Consider the following 19510-nt stretch of genomic DNA (forward strand, 5'->3'; position numbering starts at 1 on the left):
AATCGTCAATAGGCCCTAGTAGTCATGCTTCCACAGCAACTCAACACCACCGAAGCCTGACTTACCGCCAGTGGTGGTCTCAAGATTCAGTTTGGGCGTCAGCTCAATTTCCACCGAGCCTTTCCAGGGTTGGCTGGGTTCAGGGGTTCTTTCCAACTCCACGTAGACTTTCTCAGTAACATATTTCCCCACACCTACCGCCACACCGCTCTCCCCGTTTTCCGTTTCCTGGGAATCAATGGTCAGAGTATCCACACCGAGCACATCACGCGTTGCCGCTATCGGATCAAAACCACCTTCTCCTCGCAGAGTCTGTACTGCAGCCGCCAGTCTGGCGGCCTGAAGCGGACTGATATTCTGGATGGACTTGCCAAACAGCAGACGGGAAAGGGCTTCATCTTCCGGCAGATCCGGAATCGTTCTCAAGCTGATATTTAATTCTTCCAATGTCCCGGAAAGGGTCGCAATGTATTCCAGGTCTGACGCCACATGGCGCCCTTCCACCAACATTGCGATACTCTCATTGGCGAAAATCACATTACCGTTGCTCAAGTTAAAGCGTTTGCCGAAAAGCTCGAAGGTCCCTCTGACAACACTGAATTCACCTTTGTAATTAGACGCTTCCAATGGCCCGGTAACACGAACTTCCCCCTGTAACTCGGCATCAAGTCCTCTGCCACGAATAAAGCCCTGCTGATCAACTCTCAGCGTAATATCCAATGTCACATCAGGTATTGGTATTTCCGAATCCATGGTAGTGCCGGACAATTCTTCCTGTCTCCTGACGGTTACCTCAAGCTCAGGAATATCTGAGTTCGGAATCAAATCCAATAATAACTGAAACGGGGAGACCTCGATGTTCCCGGACACCAGAATATTCTGAAGATCTCCTGTGGCCATGAGCTCGCCGCTCACCGCTCCCTCCATGTCATCACGTCGCAGCAGACTCATCTTATCCGCCGTCACCTTCAGGTCGACCTTCCCATGATTTCCGTCATTCCAACGTGAATAACCCGTGGCATAAAGATGCCCGCCAAGTGTATCGGATGCAGAGCCCTGGATAATTTCAAATTCATTCCCTCTGAAAGCGAGCTCCATACCGATGTCATCCATGGTGGTTTGGGTCAGCTGATTCTCATAGAAGCCCTCCCTGACCGATACGGAACCATATAACTCGGGCGCAGACAGACGTCCTGACATCTTCAGGTCTATATTGGTTCGTCCACGAATGGTCTGAATATCTTCATCCACCAATTCATTCAGCCAGGCAATATCCAGATCACCAGACACAGATAGATCCAGAGGAAGATCAGGCTGGAGCATCGCGGCGGGATCTTCCTGCCACCTTTCAAAATAGGGACGCCAAGCCAGGGACAGATCCAGATTGCCGTGTTTTTTATCGTTCTCGAGCAGATCGTTATCCACTCTCAGCGTTTCATCCTGAAGATAAAACGCCATTATCCAATTAAACTCTGATGGTTTTCTGCTCGCATCCGGCCCCAGGGTATACGTGGCCGAAGCATTCATTTGACCCGTGATTTCGGGGTGCTGAGGAGTCCCTTTAACAGAAGCCGTGAGATCTACCTTCGCCGGAAGGACATCCACTCCGAACCCCCGCAGGTATTGAGTGTCAAATTTGGCCAGTTCCAGCTCCAGATTGTAACTGTCAGGCGCAATATAACCCGCCACCATCAATACGCTGTCGCGCCACTCAATTCTGGTGTTGTTGAAATCAACCCGGTCCTGCTGTCCCTTCCCACCAATATTGATGGAAAACGGTTCTCCAGCCAAAGAGCCACGACTGACCAAACTTCCCTGAACGACCGGCAATGGCAATGTCCCATTCAGCTCCAGGTCAGCACTGAGCGTCCCTTCCAGATCCGAAGGATACTCCACATCAGCCAGTTGCAGCACAGCAAAAGGCAGGTCGGAAATGGTCGTTGAGGCGTCAATACTCAGCTTTTCGATATCCAAAGTGCCACTAGCTTGAAGGCAGCCTTCCGGTATGTTTTCCATTCCTGATCGCTGACTCATATTCAGCCTTGCATCGAGATCACGGAACTCAACGCGACGGGCAGAGGCATTCAATAATGAGTCAATCTTTATGCGAGCCTCACGCCACCGACCCGCCACCTCAGCGCGACCATCAAACAGGATATTATCAAAAGGACCCCAGACACGACCTTTGGCCGAAGCAGCCCCCTCAAGCCCTTCTGGAATTTCCACTTCCACCCATTCAAGCAGTTGAAACGGAACCTCTGATGCGACTGCCTGTAAATCAACCAGCCCCTTATCCCAATCAATCACCCCGCTGGCGTCAAGCCTGCTCTGTAGCGAATCAAGCCGGGCATTGCTTAATTGAATCTGCTGAATATTCCCTTTAAAGGCACCTTTCACTGATAAAGGCCGCTCTCTGAAAGACCCGGTCGCCTGTAATCTGCCTTGATAGTCGGGCGAATCCCAGGGACCCGTGACAGAAGCATCTGACACTTTGAACTGCAACAGGAGATCGTTTGTCAGCTCAACCTCAAGCAGGGACAAATACCCCAGACTTCCTTCAAACTCCCGGATCTTCAGATCGAGGCGACTGTTTTCCACATCCACCTCTCCGCCGACCTGGATACGCAACGCACCGAGAGAACCTTCGACTGAATCCAACCTTATCTTGTGCTGATTACCGCCGCCTTTGACCTGAATATTGGCAGGATAACCATCATATTGGGTCTGAGCAGATAACTTTCCCTGGGCATCAATCTCATTCCAGACTCCTGTCAACGCTACCTGCCCACTGACTTGACCACCCTTTAACTTAGGCACCCAGGGCTCGACAAGTGTCAGGGGCAACTGATTCAGGACAAGATCCAGATTCGCCTCTTCCTCTGACAACGTTCCACTGATCTTCTGCGGCGCACCATCAAGCGACAGGAGCAATGAGTGCAACGTCAATCGACGTGATGCAACATCAACGGTCATTTGTCCATGAGAGTCCAGTACATGCGACTGCCAGGGCACTCGAAGATCCTGCAGATCGATATCGACCAGTTGCCTGTGACGACGGGTGGCTTCAAGTTGCAGATTAATATCCAACGGCTGTCGCGCAGGAATCTGCATCTGGCGACCGATCCAACCACCGGCCGGTTCTACCAGTGTTAGATTGACAGCACCGTTACTGGCACTGGTAAGCTTTCCATCCAATGAAATCTCCGCCGCCAGGTCTGTCAGTGTATTGACCTTGAGGGCTGATTCCAGCCAATTGTCACCCCAGAATGCCATCAACTGGCCATTGGCAGAGAATGGCGGAATATCCTGCCCGGGAACATTGATGCGCACTTGCGTCATTCCTAACTGCTGAATCCGGATCGCCGGCAAACCACTCACAGACAGTTCCGATATTTCGAAGCTCTGCCCCTCCTCCTCTACGGGCTCCCCGGCACCAGTTTCAGCCACCCAGACCTCCAGAGAAGCCGCCTGCAGCAAAGACACATCGATCGTTTTATTGAACAGTTTCTGCCAGGCAACCTGAATCTCCAGATGCCGGGCATCTATTACCGGCTCCTGGTCAATAGAAAAAGCGAGTCGCTCAAAAGTCCAGTGCCCAAGATCCGGAGATGAGGGACTTTCAATCTCCATTTGGTATTCAGTACCCTGCAGAACCGTGGGCAACACCGAGTTCACAAGCCACAACCGCCCCCCTTCACTGCCCAGCACCAGAGCCACAACTGCAAACAAAGCCAGAAGAAACGTCATCAGCCCGGCACTTAAATGCGCCAGGGATAACAGCCAGACACGCCCAGCCTTGACAGTGACGTGCTTCAATCTTCTTTTACCGGTGGGTTTCTCCGGACTTTCTCCTGCCTGAGCCTTGTCAGATGAAGCTTCGTCAACAGCGGCAGGTTTTGTCACTCCCGACGTCCCCATCAAAATGCCTGCCCGATACTGATGTATAACTGGAAGTCATCATCGACCGATTCTCTCTTATTCAACGGGATACCGACATCCGCCCGGATTGGAGCAAACAATGTGTAATACCGGATTCCAATACCCGTGCCCCACCTTAGTTCCTGCTGTACATCCTGGGAGGCATCCTCGAAGGCATAACCACCATCAAGAAAGGTTACCAGGCCCCAGTTTTCGCCAATACGAAAACGGGTTTCCACAGACACTTCCTGAAAGGAACTGCCTCCCACCGGGTCATCATCCTCGATCGTACTCAGAGTCTGGTAGGGGTATCCGCGTACCGATCCGCCACCACCCACATAGAATCGTTCGTCGGCAGGCAGATCACGATTTCCCACGCCGGAGATCGATCCGGCAGATGCCCGCATGGCAAGAGTGGGACGGAGCCAGGTATCAAAAGTGAAGTAAATACTGCCGGAAGCGCTGGATTTCACGAAGTTGATTTCCTGATCCAACATATCCAGATAAGGACTGACATTACCGATAACAGACCAGCCTCGGGTTGGATTCAACAGATCATCCGTCGTTTCCCACTTCAATTGAAACGGGAAAGATAACAGGCCAAATTCCTCAGTCACACCGGTATCATTAACCAAGCTGTATTTAAACCGCGTTCCGGCAGATCCCAGCCAGTGTTCGGAAAAGCGATGCTCAAGCCTCATCCCCGCAAGAATGGTCTCTGAGTCGTAGCTATCCAACTCCTCGTTGCTGACAGATGCTTCCATAATCAAACGGTTATCCGGACTTCCAAAGGCAGGGACTTCGAATTCTCCATTCACATTCTGCCTGACCTCAGAAAAACGACTGCTGATATCAAGTTTTTGCCCGCCATTTAATATGTTCCGATGCTCCCATCCCAAAGAGATGTTCGGCCCTTCATCCGTGGAATAGCCTACTCCCGCCTTGATCGTCCTGTGAAACCGCTCCTGAACATTAAACTCCACATCGACCTTCCCCTCTTCAGGGACACCGATTCGGGTATCAGCACTCCCGATCAGGTTTGTTTTCAAAAGATTCAGTTTGGCCTGATCGACCTTTCTGCGTTTGAAACACTGCCCTTCCTCAAGAGAGAGCTTGCTGTACAGGTATTCATCAGTGATAGATTCCTGACCACTGATACCAATATGTCCAATATTGACCTGAGGGCTGTCCGCCATTTTAAAAGTGACCCCGGCCTGATACTTCCCAGGCTCAATATAAGCTTCGTATGAAACATTCACTTTATAAAAACAGTAACTATCCAGTACGGCCTTTTTAAGGAACTCCACATTCTCCAGCACTTTGGCGGCAACAAAAGGCTGTCCCGGACGCACTGAGAGTTCTCTTAGCTTTTCGATATCCACCTCTGAAGGAAATTCGAAATTGACTTCTTTGATAAAAAAACGATTACCGGGTTCAACCTGGTAAATAAAATCGGTGATCTGGGAATCTCCAGGCTGAAGCTCTCCGGTATTGGCTTGTCCCGACAGCCCCCCGGAAGACTCCTCGGCCACGCTTTCTTTTACCAAGGTGACAGTCACAGTGCCAGAGTAATAACCCTGAGAGCGCAGGGTTCTCTCGATGATGCCTTGCTCAAAGCGAGCAATCTTACGCGGATCTTTATAATTCTTTAGCGTCAGGTTTTCGCTGCGCTGCCCCTCCAGGTCCTCAATAATCTGATCTTTCAGACTGTCATTGCCCTGAAGTTCTATTTCATAAGGGATGTGACTGCTCAGGAAAGGAATATCGATCGCATAAGCCGGACGCCACGCCAGGAGTAATATCACCATCAGGCCAGACAACCATCTGATGGCAGCCGGACTGTGTTGAAGAATCAAAACAAACAAACTCTCCATGAAAGTGTATCTTTTCCTTATCGATAAAAAGGTACTCAAATAACGGGGCTAAAGTGGCAGTTCAATCATTAGGCATTCCGGACTGGAACCATGTACAGAGTCACTGCCACAGACTCTGACAATGTCCACCCCATCCGGAATGGATACACTGCTCAGCCGACGGGTAAAAGGCTGTTCATTGACGTGGGGGTGAAGCAATTCTCTGACGCCGACCATCTCACCGGAGGGGGTTTCAACCCGCCATTGATTAGCAAAGTGGTCCCAGCCTTCATCATCATGTGCCAGCGTCACATCAAAATCGCAGAGACGTTCTTCTCGGCAGTCAACAGCCACATTCACAACCTCGACTTCTCCTGCCTGTGCGGCTGAGGGCCATAAGCCCGACAACAGCACAACACAGGCCACCTGCCTGAGACGGCAGTTGAAACCGCTGAAACCCCGTCGGATCACCTTGCGACTACTCATCATCGGGCACAGTGATATTGTTGTGCTCAATCACTTCGAATCTTGGCGTGGGAATACCGTCTATATCAACCGTCTCCGAGAACATGGAGAGCGGCCTGACCCAAAGAGCGCGCTCACCGTAAAGGGGCCGGTAAACCACCAAAGGCTCTTCTGTTTCGCTATGGCGGGCTACACCGTACACCTGATAGCGCCCCCCTTTGTAGTGCTGATAAATACCGGTTTTGATTTTCATGCTATGAACCCAGAATAAAACGGACTTGAGGGCAGTTGACGCTTCATCAGACGTCTCCCCCAGCCCAACAGGAAACAATTTTAATAAAAAGATCACTATAACTTGAACACATCTCCCATTACACCTTGGCAATCCTACGCATATCAGTGCCAAAAGAAGTCCTTGAAAACCTTATCCAACGGCAGGATTAACAAGAAATAAAAGAAATTTCTCCTTTCTTTATGGTAGCCTTTGAATCCCAGATTTGATGTACAGGCACGGATCAGTGACGGCTGAACAAAAGACATTACAGAGCAAAACCAACTCAAACCAACAACGCGGCGGGCTGCTGACCAACCTGTTGTTCAATATCGTGATTCCCACTGTCATTCTGAGCAAATTCAGCTCTGACGAATACCTGGGCCCGATGTACAGCATCGTCGTCGCACTGAGTTTTCCAATCGCTTATGGCGTCAAGGATTACCTGAGCAGCCACAAGCCCAACTTTTTTTCCATTCTTGGCGTTATCAGTGTCATATTGACCGGCGGCATGAGCCTGCTGCAGCTGGATCCGCAATATATCGCCATTAAAGAAGCGGCTATCCCCGCCATGTTTGGCATTGCCACTTTGATATCCCTGAAAACCCGCTACCCCCTGGTCAGAACCTTTCTTTTCAATGAACAGGTAATGCAGGTTCGCAAAGTGAATGAAGCTCTTGAGGCGAATGGCAACCATAAAATTTTCGATCAGAAACTGGTCTACGCCTCTTACATGGTAGCCGGATCTTTCTTTTTATCGTCTGTACTTAACTATGTCCTGGCAAAAATGGTTTTGGTCAGCCCACCAGGCACCACTGCCTTTACGGAAGAGCTCGGTAAAATGACTGCCCTCAGCTTCCCGGTCATTGCTGTCCCCAGCACGCTGGTACTGATGGGTGCTCTCTGGTATCTGATCAGCCAGATTCAGAAGCTGAGCCATCTGAAGCTGGAAGACATCTTCGACCACATGTAAACATGGCAAAAAGAACAGGGCGCTGAGACAACACTTCACTTTGCCTCAGCCCGCCTTTTGAATAGCTATCGGGGAATTCGCTTCCCTTTCATATGAAATATTCCCGGCACTGTGTCCCGACAGTGCATATCAACTCCCAGATCGTGAATAATGCCGTCCGCAATATCATAGATCCAACCGTGAATTTTAAGCTCCTGCCCATTATCCCAGGCACGCTGCACACATTTCGTCTTAGCCAGATTGACGGCCTGTTCTATCACATTCAGTTCGCATAACCGCCGAACCTGAGCCTCTTCACCCAATTCATCGAGCTCTCCCTGATATTTGATATAGACTTCCTTGATAGTACGCAGCCAGTTATCGACAAAACCAAACTCATCATGCGATAGCGCCGCCCTCACCCCGCCGCAACCATAATGACCACAGACAATAATATGCTTAACCCTGAGAACTTCCACGGCAAACTGCATGACTGACAGACAATTGAAGTCGGTATGGTGAACCATATTGGCAATGTTCCGGTGCACAAACAGCTCACCTGGAGCCATGCCTACAATTTCATTGGCAGGCACTCTTGAATCAGAACATCCGATCCACAGATACTCCGGCTTTTGCTGCTTGGTCAGTCGGGCAAAGAACTCCGGATCTCTGTCAGTTTGATCTTTAGCCCACTGACGGTTCCGTTGTAACAATTCTTTTATTTCAGGCATCGGGATTTTCCACCGTTGATGTGATAACGGGATAATAGCCGGAGCCAAAAAAACGGAGCAATCGGACTTTGGGTGAGTATGAGGTAGATAAAGGAAAAAAGCCCATACTGGTTGGTATGGGCTTTTTGCGAATTTGGCGGTCCTGCCAGCACTATTGGGTGCTTACGCACCACTTAAGGGTGCTGTCGCTCAACCTGTCGGTTGAGCCCCCTAGGCGATTCTCGTTCGAATCCCCCTGAACTTCAGACCAAAAAAAAGCCCATACTGGTCGGTATGGGCTTTTTACGAATTTGGCGTCCCCTAGGGGATTCGAACCCCTGTTACCGCCGTGAAAGGGCGGTGTCCTAACCACTAGACGAAGGGGACGGAAACACCAACTCGATGAAGAGGCGCGTATTCTATGGAAGACTATGGGAGCTGTCAAACACTAATTTCAAAAAACTTTTTAATTTTCTTTATCGCGCCAATTTTTCAGCCACGGTCTACACTTAGGGTTAAAACCAGACAAGATGTAAGATTATATTTCGCTATTGCCATCGCCCTCTATAAACCTTTATATAGGCGCTGAAAATTCTAGTTTTAAGATGTGTTTAAACTGTGGATCAGATTCTATTTGCCCGGCAACCAATTGTTAACGGACGCAAAGCCATTGTGGGTTACGAGCTATTGTTTAGATCGAATACCCCAATCACTGCTATAGACGGCAACCTGGCGACTTCCCAGGTTCTACTTAATGCATTTACGGAAGGAGAAATCGACGCTGTCGTTTCTGACGGCAAAGCTTTTGTGAATTTCACGGAGCAACTCCTGATTAACCCACCTCCTTTTGGCAAAGAAAAACTGGTGGTGGAAATCCTGGAAACGGTTGACCTGACCCCGGAAGTCAGACTTGCCATTAAAAAGCTGCACCAAGAAGGGTTTAGTCTCGCTTTGGACGACTATGTCCCTGGCACCATATACGACGATTTATTACCCTTTATTGATATTGTGAAGCTGGAAATCCCCGCAATCGCCGATTCTGACCTTGAGAACACCATTCGAACGCTTAAGCAGCATAATGTCACTCTGCTCGCGGAAAAAATCGAAACCCACGAAGATTTTTACCGGTGCAAAAACCTTGGTTGCGATCTTTTTCAAGGATATTTCTTCAGCAAGCCTGAACTGGTCAGAGGCCGCAAAATGCCACAGAACCGAGTGGCTATCATGGAGCTTATCAGCAAGGTGAATCAGCCAACCATGTCTGTTCACGACATCACCCATATCATTACCCGAGATCCGTCACTGAGCGTCAAACTCCTGCAAACTGTCAACTCTCCCGCTTTCCGCCGCCCAGACAAGGTGGGCTCCATTCATATGGCAGTGATGATCCTGGGACTGAGCCGAATCAAATCCTGGGCCACACTTCTGGCGCTTTCCAATATTGATGACAAGCCGGCAGCCCTGGTGACTCTGGCATTGGTTAGAGCTAAAGTCTGTGAACTGATTGCGGAAGTAATCGAACCCAAAGCCAGAGAAACCTACTTCACAGTGGGGCTATTCTCTTGCCTGGAGGCATTCTTTGACCAGCCTTTCACAGAGATCCTGGAAAAGCTTCCCCTGGAAGAACGGGTGTGCGATGCACTGACCCGATTTAAAGGAAAACCGGGCCTGGCACTGAACACCGCCCTGCAATACGAACGCTGCAAATTGGATTCCATCCATTGGGGCTTGCTGGAAAAAATGCAGGTCAGCCAGAAAATGGTCAGCGATATCTACAAAGAGAGCATCACTTGGGCGAAAGAGGCTTCTCTCTATTAGGGCCCGTTGATGCACCTCACATTCAGGAATTTTCTCCCAACTCCATATGATCGATATAGGCGTTAATCTCAGTAGCAAGCTCCTGCAAAACAAACAGGGGCTGTCGGAAATCGAAGCTCTCGAGCAACTGGTTGCAACCTCCAGAACAAACGGAATGACCGCACTGGTTGCCATCGGCACTAATCTGAAACAGAGTCTGAAAGCTGTAGAGTTTGCCCGTCTCCATCCAGATTTCATCTATGCCACTGCTGGCGTGCACCCACATGACGCCAAGGATCTGGACGAGGCAGGCAAAAAGGGTCTGGCCTCGCTGATTGAAGCTCCCGAAGTGGTAGCCGTTGGCGAAATGGGCCTCGATTTCAATCGCAACTTTTCACCACCACTTATCCAGGAAGACGTTTTTTCGTTTCAACTGGAGCTTAACAAAGGTCAGCGCAAGCCACTTTATCTGCACGAACGGGATGCCATTGATCGTCAGCTTGATATTCTCGAAGCCCACAGACAACACTTCGAGTCAGGTGTGGTCCATTGCTTTACCGGCAACAAAGACAGCCTGAGGCGCTATCTGGATTTTGGACTCTACATTGGCATCACCGGATGGGTGTGCGATGAGCGCCGCGGAAACGATCTGGTCGAAGCAATCCCCTATCTTCCCTTGGATCGCCTACTGGTAGAAACCGACAGCCCTTACCTGCTTCCGAGAACATTGCGCCCCAAACCAAAAAACGGGCGCAACCAGCCCTGGTATGTGAAGGAAGTCATACAAAAAATTGCTGAAATCAAGCAAATGGATATTCTTGAAGTTGAAAACATTACTTCCAGGAATGCACGAGAACTCTTTACAGTCGGAAAAACTCGACCAGGGTCTGCAAACGAGGCTATATAGCTTTGAGGAAAGGGCACCTGGGACTTCGGAAGTACATAGACCTGCCGAATAGCAGACAATAAAAAACCCGGCAACGGGCCGGGTTCGGGGATTCACGACGGTCAGGATCGTATATCGATCACTGTACCCAGGGATTCATTGGCTGAACGCTCAAATTGACGCGTCACCTGAGATTCATTTTCTCTGGCAGGAGGACGGGCATTTTCCTCATCATCTTCCTCTTCCAGAGCCTGCCCGGCACTTTCAGCCTGCGTCGCCTGAGTGGCCGCCTGATTTTCAGCAGTCTGCGTAGGGGCACCTAGCTGCTGAGCAGTATTCAGACTGAGCTCCCTGGCTTCCTGAGACAACTCAACCTCAACATCTGCACTGGCATTCTGCTGAGGCTGCACCGGGGCCGTGTTGGCATTGGTTTCGCTTTGAGCCTGTTCTCGCTCTCTCTGCCGGCTGGCTTCGACTTGCTGAAGCGTCGCAGAGGCAGCACCACTTATAGTATTATCGGGCATAGACTGTACCTCCGCTCAAAATTATGGCACACACTGTCTATTTTTTAAACACACCAATAATAATATTCAACACCACAAGCTTTCCGCAAGATTAAACCCGGGCGCCTAATGTGGCTCTGAATACGCTGGCGAGACCGCTAGCTCAAGGTAAAGTTGGCCAAACATTAAAAAACCGAAAGAAAGCCCCCCCCTTATCGTGAATAAAGGAGCTTTTTAGACCAGGTTTTACACCGCAACGGCCAAATAGGTCGTTTTCAGAGCCTCCTTAGACCACCCGGCAATTGCATGGTGTTGTATCCTAAGCTAAGTTTAAATAATACCTTTTTTGAGAATGATTTAAGGGATTATCGATAGAGTTTTTCGGGAGCTATTTTCTGCCAGCAAGCAAAGGCTGCCGGAGGGGTTAATCAGGCAGGAGAATAATCCGCAGTCTCGGGTTTACCCGTGGAAGTGAAGTCCTGATTTACGGCAGTCCCCTGATGTATGCGCCGGAACACAACTCGATTGCCATGTGCATCTACGTAATTGGGGAAACATCAGGCATGACTCTTGATATAGCCGACCTGAGGGAACAGTCAAAGCAGTAGGATAGCAAGTAACCGGATTGAGTATCCATAGACTATGAGTAACCCTTTCAGTAAGCTCTGGCATCTCCGCGAAACATCTCCACTTTCCTTTCGCATGCTGGGCTACATACTTGTGTGCAGCTCGTTATTCACTCTGTTTGCCACAGGCTTTCAGGTGTATATCGACTATCGCAAGGACGTTTCACTGGTTGATCAACGAATGAAACTGATCGAAACCAGCTATCAGTCTTCACTGGCCAGAAGTCTTTGGTCTCTCGACCATAAACTTTTGAAAGTACAAATGCAGGGCATCCTGAATCTGCCGGATATCGTACACCTGCACTTGCGCATATATCCCGATTCCGAAATTTCCATGGGAGAAATCCCACCGGAAATTCCGACGATAGAACATAAGATTATGCTTCAGCATTTGTCAGACGACGTCTATGACCTTGGCGAACTGACAATTACCGCCAGCCTGGAGGAAATCTATCGATTACTTCGGCAGAGAATCTTTCTGATTCTGACCACACAGGCATTCAAAACCTTTTTCATCTCCGTGCTGATTTTATGGATATTTCAGTATCTTGTGACACGTCATCTGTCCAAGATGGCGAACTATGCACGCAGCCTGAATATCAATGAACTTGGCACCGAGCTTACCCTGGATCGGAAATACTACCCAGGCCAAACACCGGACGAACTGCAGCGCGTGACCGAAGCGATGAATGAAATGCGGGTCACATTGCTGAATGATATCGAAAAACAAAAGAACGATGCCGCCGAAATCCGGCGCCTGTCCATGGCGATTGAACAAAGCCCCTCCTCTGTTCTGATTTGCGACCATCGCTGGCGTATCACATACGCCAACCACAAATTCGGACAAATGACCGGGCACACTCTGAAGAACATTCTCGGCAAACACCCGAAAGAGCTGACCCACATCAGCCCGGATGAATCCCAGAATGAACAACTGTGGAACAATATCGAGATCCAGGTCGAACGTGCGGGTATCTGGCAAGGGGAAATGCACAGCACCCGTCATGGTGGGGAGAAGTTTTGGGAACAGGTCGTTATTACACCCATCCGGGACAACGAAGGCCATCCCACTCAGTTTCTGATTCTCGGTGAGGATATCAGTGTTCGTAAACGCTATGAGCAACAGTTATTAAGACAGGCCAACTACGACCTGTTAACTGGCCTCCCCAACCGTATGCTGGCACTGGATCGACTCAAACTCGCTTTGGCCCAATCGCGCCGCGACAATTCCAAGGTCGGCCTGATGTTTCTAGACCTGGATAACTTCAAGCATATTAACGACACCATGGGACATGACGCGGGAGACAGTCTGTTAATTGAAGCTTCCCGCCGCATTGCCTCGGCCCTGCGTGGCAATAGTACCGTTGCCCGCCTGGGAGGTGATGAATTCCTGATTATTTTGCCGTCTCTGGAAGAACCTGAAGATTCAGAGGTGGTGGCTCAGCGCATACTGGAGGCGTTTGCTGTTCCCTATATGCTGAATAACCAGGAAGTGTTTATCAGCACCAGTATCGGCATCACGATTTATCCAACAGACAGCGAAAGCTCGAGTACATTGCTGCAGCAGGCTGATGCCGCCATGTATCAGGCCAAAAACAAAGGCAAGAGTGCGTATCACCGCTTCACACCGGATCTAAATCAACAGTCACGCGAGCGATTGAAGCTGGAAACTCAGTTACGCAAAGCACTGGAACAGAATGAATTACTGCTTTACTACCAGCCCATAGTCGAAACAGCAACCGGCAAACTCGTGGCAGCGGAAGCCCTGATTCGCTGGGACAACCCTCTGCTCGGACTGGTTGCTCCGGACAAATTCATCCCTCTGGCCGAAGAGACCGGACTGATCACCGCCATAGGAGAATGGGTAATCCATAAAGCCTGTGAGGATGCCAAACGCTGGCATCAGGAAACCGGCCGGAAGCTGTCTATTGCAGTCAACGTCTCTCCCCGCCAGTTCAGGGACATCAAATTTGTGGAAACCGTTAGACACGCCCTTCTGACCAACGATCTCGGCGGAGAGTATCTTGAGCTGGAAATTACCGAAAGGCTGCTTTTGGACGACTCCATCGAAACCTATGAAATTCTTAATCAACTGGATCAGATGGGAGTCAAACTGTCCGTTGACGACTTTGGAACCGGTTACTCAGCATTAAGTTATCTGAAGAGCTATCCTTTTGATTCACTTAAAATTGACCGCTCTTTCGTCAAAGATGTCATCACCGAAACTGAAGACGCAGCATTGGTGAGCGCTATCATTACCATGGCACACAGCCTGGGACTGAAAGTCATCGGTGAAGGCGTGGAAAATGCGGAGCAACAGGCCTTTTTACGCAAAAAAGGCTGTGACTATGCACAAGGCTTTTACTATAACCGCCCAGTTCCCGAACAGGAGTTTCTGGATTGGATTCACGCCAACAAACAGGCAGCGGTCTCATAAATTGCTCTGCACGAAGCTAAATCAAACCCAGATGGAACAACAGACCACTCATGATCGTCAAGGATTGCATACTTGTCCTGAACAGCGGAAGCTCGTCGCTTAAATTTGCCATTATAGAGCCGGAGTCCGGTCTGGCCCGCTTGACCGGACTAGCAGAAAAGCTCGGTAAACCCGACGCATTGATCAAATATACCTGGCACAACGAAAATGCAAAACATCGCATTTCCCTTTCCGGTGCCAGTCACCAATCAGCTATAGAGTTTGTACTCAGACTGATAGGTGGCCAGGAAGATGGCATGAATCGAATTACCGGCGTCGGCCACCGCGTGGTGCATGGAGGCGAAGCCTTCACCGCGTCAGCCCTGATAACACCAGATGTTCTTGATAAGATCGAAGACTGCAATCAACTGGCTCCCCTGCATAACCCTGCCAACGTGCAGGGAATTAAAACCATCAGTGACCAGTTGCCCGAGATTCCTCAGGTCGCCGTTTTCGATACAGCTTTTCACCAGTCCTTACCTCAGGCAGCCTACATGTATGCTCTGCCTTACGAGCTGTACAAACAACATGGAGTCAGACGTTACGGCTTTCACGGAACCAGCCATCGTTTCGTGGCCGAGCAGGCAGCTGAGTACCTCGGGAAAGACCTGAAGGAAACCAATCTGATTACGGCTCATCTGGGTAACGGCTGCAGCGCCACAGCCATCCGAAATGGACAGTCAGTGGATACCACCATGGGAATGACGCCTCTGGAAGGTCTGGTGATGGGAACACGCAGCGGTGACGTCGACCCGGGGCTTATCCTTCACCTAAGCCACACCCTCGGTTACGACGCCACAAAGCTTAACCGCTTACTGAACAAAGAAAGCGGCCTTCTTGGGCTATCAGGCATCAGCAACGATATGCGGACACTCATTGAACATGCAACTGACGGTCATCAACTTGCGGCACTGGCGATTGATGTATTCTGCTACCGACTGAGTAAGGCAATAGCAGGACTATGGGTAGCAGCCAACCCATTAGATGCATTGGTCTTCACTGGCGGAATTGGTGAAAACGCCAGTTTGATACGCTCCAGAGTATGTTCTCAGTTGCAATATCTGAACATTCATCTAAACAACAAAAACAACGACCAAAACGGTTTTGACTCACTCGGTTTGATCTCTGAGCAACACAGCCTTCCAGTGCTGGTCATTCCCACCAATGAGGAACTGATGATTGCCAGAGACACCCAGAATATTATTGACAGGAGCGCAGTGCACCATACTGACGATCACCCGTAATAACCAGCAACACCTATAACAACTGATATAGACAACAACCAGAACAAATCAGTACCGAAGTAACCAGAGAAAAACGCACTTTCGATTTCTGCGCTACCAGCCTAATCTGCGGTAGACGACAAAGGAGTTAACGTGGCCAAAGTATTTTTCATTGCCCCCGCCTCAGCCGGCGTGGGCTTGACATCAGTATGTCTGGGTCTGTTGCGGGCGCTGGACAGTGCCGGGCTGAGAGTAGGCTTTTTCAAGCCTTTTGCCCAATCCTTCGATTCAAACCATGACGACCCCTCCCCCAACGACAGATCAGTGGTTTTTGCCCGTGAGATGATGGGGCTGAAAGTTCCTGCTCCCATGTCCGTCAAATACGGCCACACTTTAATGAGCCAGAAGCAGTCCAGCTTTCTGATGGAGCAGGTCGTCCAACTCTTCCACACAGCAGAAGAAGATGCGGATGTCGTGATTGTTGAGGGCCTGGTCCCTTCTCAGGGTGACGACTATTCCTCTTCCATCAATGTTGAAGTGGCCCGTAATCTGGATGCGGAAGTCATTCTGGTGGCTACTCCGGAGGAAAGAACTCTGGAAGATCTGGAAGAGCATATCAGCTTATCCGCTCGCTTGTTTGCCTCCCCATCGGACCCGGACATTATTGGCTGCATACTGAATAAAACCGGGAGCCCTGCCGGACATCATTACAGCAAAGCGGCATTACTGGCCGGTGCTCAAGACAAGCCAGATATTGACTATCGCGAGAAAAGCCGACTTTTTCATCCCAAGAAGTTTCATCTGATAGCACAGATTCCCTGGCGACCAGACCTTGTCGCACCACGCACCTCTGACATCACCAAAGCACTCAGTGCCAGAGTGATCAATTACGGTGACAGCGAACAGCGTCGGGTCATGCAACTGTCCGTGGTCGCCAGAACATTGCCAAATATGGTCGCCCGGCTGAAGCCAGGGACGCTGGTCGTTGTCCCGGGCGACCGGGAAGATATTATTGTTGCCTGCAGCCTTGCCGCTCTGACTGGCGTCCCGCTGGCAGGTCTTTTACTGACAGGCGGACTGGAACCGGATCCAAGAACCCTGAAACTCTGTCTTCCCGCGATGGACACCGGCCTCCCCATCATTACCACCACCGAAGATACCTTTACCACGGCCAACCAACTGGCAACCCTGGATACCGAAGTGCCGGTAGATGACAAGGACCGCTTTGAAATGGTAGTGGCCAGCGTAGCGAATCAGGTAGATATCGAATGGCTGTCAGAGAAGGTCAAAATCACTCGCCAACCCCGAATGTCCCCGGCGGCGTTCCGCTACCAGCTCACGAAAAGAGCCAGAGAAGCCGACAAAACCATCGTTCTTCCTGAAGGCGCCGAGCCCCGTACGGTTCAGGCCGCAGCAATCTGTAGTGAGCGCGGTATTGCCCGATGCATTCTACTGGGACGGAAAACGGAAATTGAATCTGTCGCTGAGGCACAAGGCATTACACTTCCCGACGCCATCGGTATTATCGACCCTGAAGATGTCAGAGAAAAATATATCGACCCGATGGTTGAGTTGAGAAAACACAAAGGCCTGACACCTCAAATGGCAGAAGCACAGCTTGAGGACAATGTGGTTCTCGGCACCATGATGCTGGCCATGGGAGAAGTGGACGGATTGGTCTCAGGCGCGATCCATACAACGGCGAATACTGTCCGCCCAGCCTTCCAGCTCATCAAGGCCCGGCCGGATTGCCGCATCGTTTCCTCAGTTTTCTTTATGTGCCTGCCGGAACAGGTGGTTGTGTATGGTGATTGCGCCATTAATCCTGACCCCGATGCAGAAGAACTGGCAGACATAGCTCTGCAATGTGCTGACTCTGCGAGCTTGTTCGGCATTAATCCCAAGGTCGCCATGCTAAGTTACAGCACCGGTACTTCCGGCTCAGGCAGCGATGTAGACAAGGTCAAGGAAGCCACAAGACTAGCCAAAGAACAGCGCCCTGAACTTCTTCTTGACGGACCACTACAGTATGACGCCGCAGCCATTGAAGATGTCGCACGCAAAAAAACCCCCAACAGCAAGGTAGCAGGCCAGGCAACCGTATTCGTCTTCCCTGACCTGAATACTGGTAACACGACGTACAAAGCCGTCCAGAGAAGCGCCAATGTCATTAGCGTTGGCCCGATGCTACAGGGCTTAAAAAAACCGGTGAACGATCTCTCCCGCGGAGCTCTGGTGGATGACATTGTGTTTACCATTGCCCTGACGGCAGTCCAGGCAACACAAAACACAGAGGTGCTCTAATCTGTTAGAGCACCAACAGTAGGGAAATAAAAAAGGGGTGGACCAGCCACCCCTTTTTAGTATTCGCACTTCAATTTGTTTAACGCTTATTCTTTTTCTTGAGCTTGTGTTTTTGTTTCTTCACGTGCTTCATTAAGCGCTCTTTTTTCTTTTGCTGACGCGGAGTCAATCGATTCGCCTTGCCGGCAAAAGGATTATCGCCACTGCGGAATTCGAACCTTATCGGCGTTCCTACTATATTCAGAACCCGGCGGAAGGTGTTTTCAAGAAAGCGCCGATAACTGTTGGGCAGCGAGTCTGTCTGATTGCCATGCACGATGACCAGAGGAGGATTTGAACCACCCTGGTGAGCATATCTCAACTTGATACGACGACCACTGACCATGGGAGGTGGGTGTTGACTGATGGCATCCTCAAGCAGCGTGGTCAACTGATTCGTCGACCATTTCGACATCGCACTCCTGTAACCCTCGTGGACGGACTCGTACAAAAGCCCCACACCAGTGCCATGCAAAGCGGAAATAAATTCGATCTGCGCGTATTCCACAAATCCCAAACGACGGTCAATATCACGCCGCACTTTATCCTTTTCATCCTGGGACATTCCATCCCACTTGTTGACCGCAATCACCAGGGCGCGTCCTGCTTCGATTGCAAATCCTAACAGGTGCAAATCCTGATCAACGATCCCTTCGCGGGCATCCATGACCAGGATAACCACGTGAGAATCCTTGATCGCCTGCAATGTCTTGACGATTGAGAACTTCTCCACCGCTTCACTGACGTTTTTACGCCGTCTGACCCCGGCAGTATCGATCAGGGTATAAAGTTCTCCCTGCCTTTCGTACGGGATATAGATTGAATCACGGGTAGTTCCTGGCTTGTCATATACCACAACCCTATCTTCACCCAGCAGTCGATTAACCAGCGTGGATTTACCCACATTAGGCCTACCGATAACACCGATACGAATACCCGTTTCTTCATCTTCCGGCTCTTCCTGATCCGGCATATCATCCAGTACTCGCTCCAGCAACCCCAGCACACCTCGGTTATGGGACGCCACAGTGAACGCATGCTCACTAAATCCAAGGCTGTAAAAATCAGCGGCGGCCATTTCGGGTTCCAGACCGTCCACTTTATTAATAACCAGCAGTGTAGGTTTGCCCCGCGTTCTCAAGTCACGGGCAATTTGCTCGTCTGTGGGAGTGACACCCGCCCGGGCGTCCACAACAAAGAGCACAACATCAGCTTCATTGATTGCAGTATAGGATTGCCCTGCCATGGCGGCATCAATGCCCTGTTCACCGCCGGTAATACCACCGGTGTCCACCACAATAAAACTCTTACCTTCGAGCTTCCCTTCGCCGTACTGCCGATCTCTGGTTAAGCCAGGCAAATCAGCCACAATGGCATCTTTGGTCCGGGTCATACGGTTAAAGAGGGTCGATTTCCCAACATTAGGACGTCCGACCAACGCGATTACTGGTTTCATGGCACACTGCCCCAAGGCATAACAAGACTTA

The 19510-nt window shown here is 50.2% G+C and carries 13 protein-coding genes and 1 tRNA gene; 6 read left to right on the top strand and 8 right to left on the bottom strand.

Features of this window, described 5'->3' with window-relative positions; translation table 11 throughout:
• Positions 1 to 15: 15 nt before the first annotated feature.
• From F566_RS0118385 to F566_RS0118400, 4 genes are read right to left on the bottom strand one after another with little or no spacing between them, the layout of a single operon-like run.
• Positions 16 to 3903, bottom strand: coding sequence for a translocation/assembly module TamB domain-containing protein (locus tag F566_RS0118385; RefSeq protein ID WP_157496887.1), 3888 nt, complete (start codon positions 3901 to 3903; stop codon positions 16 to 18).
• A 14-nt stretch (positions 3904 to 3917) separates the two neighbouring features.
• Positions 3918 to 5792, bottom strand: coding sequence for an autotransporter assembly complex protein TamA (locus F566_RS0118390; protein ID WP_020408488.1), 1875 nt, complete (start codon positions 5790 to 5792; stop codon positions 3918 to 3920).
• Positions 5793 to 5840: 48 nt separating this feature from the next.
• Positions 5841 to 6260, bottom strand: coding sequence for a hypothetical protein (locus F566_RS0118395; RefSeq protein ID WP_211210684.1), 420 nt, complete (start codon positions 6258 to 6260; stop codon positions 5841 to 5843).
• Positions 6250 to 6489 (bottom strand): DUF1653 domain-containing protein, encoded by a 240-nt coding sequence (locus F566_RS0118400; protein WP_026180126.1) that lies wholly within the window; start codon positions 6487 to 6489, stop codon positions 6250 to 6252. The genes F566_RS0118395 and F566_RS0118400 overlap by 11 nt, the downstream gene beginning before the upstream one ends.
• Before the next feature lie 265 nt (positions 6490 to 6754).
• Here F566_RS0118400 and F566_RS0118405 point away from each other — a divergent pair, with 265 nt between their 5' ends.
• Entirely contained in the window at positions 6755 to 7480 is a 726-nt protein-coding gene (locus F566_RS0118405; RefSeq protein WP_020408491.1) for a VC0807 family protein, read from the top strand.
• 65 nt (positions 7481 to 7545) lie between these two features.
• Here the strand turns inward: F566_RS0118405 and can are convergent, their stop codons facing one another.
• Both can and F566_RS0118415 read right to left on the bottom strand, forming a co-directional pair.
• The gene (gene can, locus F566_RS0118410) at positions 7546 to 8190 is read right to left on the bottom strand and encodes a carbonate dehydratase (protein WP_020408492.1); all 645 of its coding nucleotides are present in this window, start codon (positions 8188 to 8190) and stop codon (positions 7546 to 7548) included.
• A 291-nt stretch (positions 8191 to 8481) separates the two neighbouring features.
• Positions 8482 to 8556: transfer RNA gene (locus F566_RS0118415), tRNA-Glu, on the bottom strand.
• A 231-nt stretch (positions 8557 to 8787) separates the two neighbouring features.
• On the opposite strand from F566_RS0118415, the gene F566_RS0118420 reads away from it, so the two are divergent.
• Both F566_RS0118420 and F566_RS33390 read left to right on the top strand, forming a co-directional pair.
• Positions 8788 to 9987, top strand: coding sequence for an EAL and HDOD domain-containing protein (locus F566_RS0118420; protein WP_020408493.1), 1200 nt, complete (start codon positions 8788 to 8790; stop codon positions 9985 to 9987).
• Positions 9988 to 10033: 46 nt separating this feature from the next.
• Positions 10034 to 10873 carry a TatD family hydrolase gene (locus tag F566_RS33390; protein ID WP_020408494.1) on the top strand — a complete coding sequence of 280 codons (840 nt, stop codon included), beginning with the start codon at positions 10034 to 10036 and terminating at the stop codon, positions 10871 to 10873.
• Between the two features lie 101 nt (positions 10874 to 10974).
• Here the strand turns inward: F566_RS33390 and F566_RS0118430 are convergent, their stop codons facing one another.
• The gene (locus F566_RS0118430) at positions 10975 to 11376 is read right to left on the bottom strand and encodes a hypothetical protein (RefSeq protein WP_020408495.1); all 402 of its coding nucleotides are present in this window, start codon (positions 11374 to 11376) and stop codon (positions 10975 to 10977) included.
• A 621-nt stretch (positions 11377 to 11997) separates the two neighbouring features.
• Here F566_RS0118430 and F566_RS0118435 point away from each other — a divergent pair.
• The 3 genes from F566_RS0118435 (at position 11998) to pta (ending at position 17984) form a co-directional block, all read left to right on the top strand.
• Positions 11998 to 14418 carry a bifunctional diguanylate cyclase/phosphodiesterase gene (locus tag F566_RS0118435; RefSeq protein ID WP_020408496.1) on the top strand — a complete coding sequence of 807 codons (2421 nt, stop codon included), beginning with the start codon at positions 11998 to 12000 and terminating at the stop codon, positions 14416 to 14418.
• A 50-nt stretch (positions 14419 to 14468) separates the two neighbouring features.
• A complete protein-coding gene (locus tag F566_RS0118440; protein ID WP_020408497.1) occupies positions 14469 to 15701 on the top strand; it encodes an acetate kinase in 1233 nt (410 codons plus the stop codon).
• 132 nt (positions 15702 to 15833) lie between these two features.
• Positions 15834 to 17984: a phosphate acetyltransferase gene (gene pta, locus F566_RS0118445; protein ID WP_020408498.1), complete on the top strand. Its 2151-nt coding sequence runs from the start codon at positions 15834 to 15836 to the stop codon at positions 17982 to 17984.
• Positions 17985 to 18063: 79 nt separating this feature from the next.
• Here the strand turns inward: pta and der are convergent, their stop codons facing one another.
• Complete coding sequence (der, locus tag F566_RS0118450; RefSeq protein ID WP_020408499.1) at positions 18064 to 19479, bottom strand: ribosome biogenesis GTPase Der; 1416 nt, start codon at positions 19477 to 19479, stop codon at positions 18064 to 18066.
• Positions 19480 to 19510 lie beyond the last annotated feature (31 nt).

Origin of the sequence: Hahella ganghwensis DSM 17046 (assembly GCF_000376785.1) — a bacterium.
Lineage (GTDB): Bacteria > Pseudomonadota > Gammaproteobacteria > Pseudomonadales > Oleiphilaceae > Hahella > Hahella ganghwensis.

Bases quoted from the DNA above. Each gene is read 5' to 3' on its own strand.
- F566_RS0118390 (WP_020408488.1), bottom strand. From the start codon at position 5,792: ATGGAGAGTTTGTTTGTTTTGATTCTTCAACACAGTCCGGCTGCCATC.
- F566_RS0118395 (WP_211210684.1), bottom strand. From the start codon at position 6,260: ATGATGAGTAGTCGCAAGGTGATCCGACGGGGTTTCAGCGGTTTCAAC.
- F566_RS0118400 (WP_026180126.1), bottom strand. From the start codon at position 6,489: ATGAAAATCAAAACCGGTATTTATCAGCACTACAAAGGGGGGCGCTAT.
- can (WP_020408492.1), bottom strand. From the start codon at position 8,190: ATGCCTGAAATAAAAGAATTGTTACAACGGAACCGTCAGTGGGCTAAA.
- F566_RS33390 (WP_020408494.1), top strand. From the start codon at position 10,034: ATGATCGATATAGGCGTTAATCTCAGTAGCAAGCTCCTGCAAAACAAA.
- F566_RS0118430 (WP_020408495.1), bottom strand. From the start codon at position 11,376: ATGCCCGATAATACTATAAGTGGTGCTGCCTCTGCGACGCTTCAGCAA.
- F566_RS0118435 (WP_020408496.1), top strand. From the start codon at position 11,998: ATGAGTAACCCTTTCAGTAAGCTCTGGCATCTCCGCGAAACATCTCCA.
- F566_RS0118440 (WP_020408497.1), top strand. From the start codon at position 14,469: ATGATCGTCAAGGATTGCATACTTGTCCTGAACAGCGGAAGCTCGTCG.
- der (WP_020408499.1), bottom strand. From the start codon at position 19,479: ATGAAACCAGTAATCGCGTTGGTCGGACGTCCTAATGTTGGGAAATCG.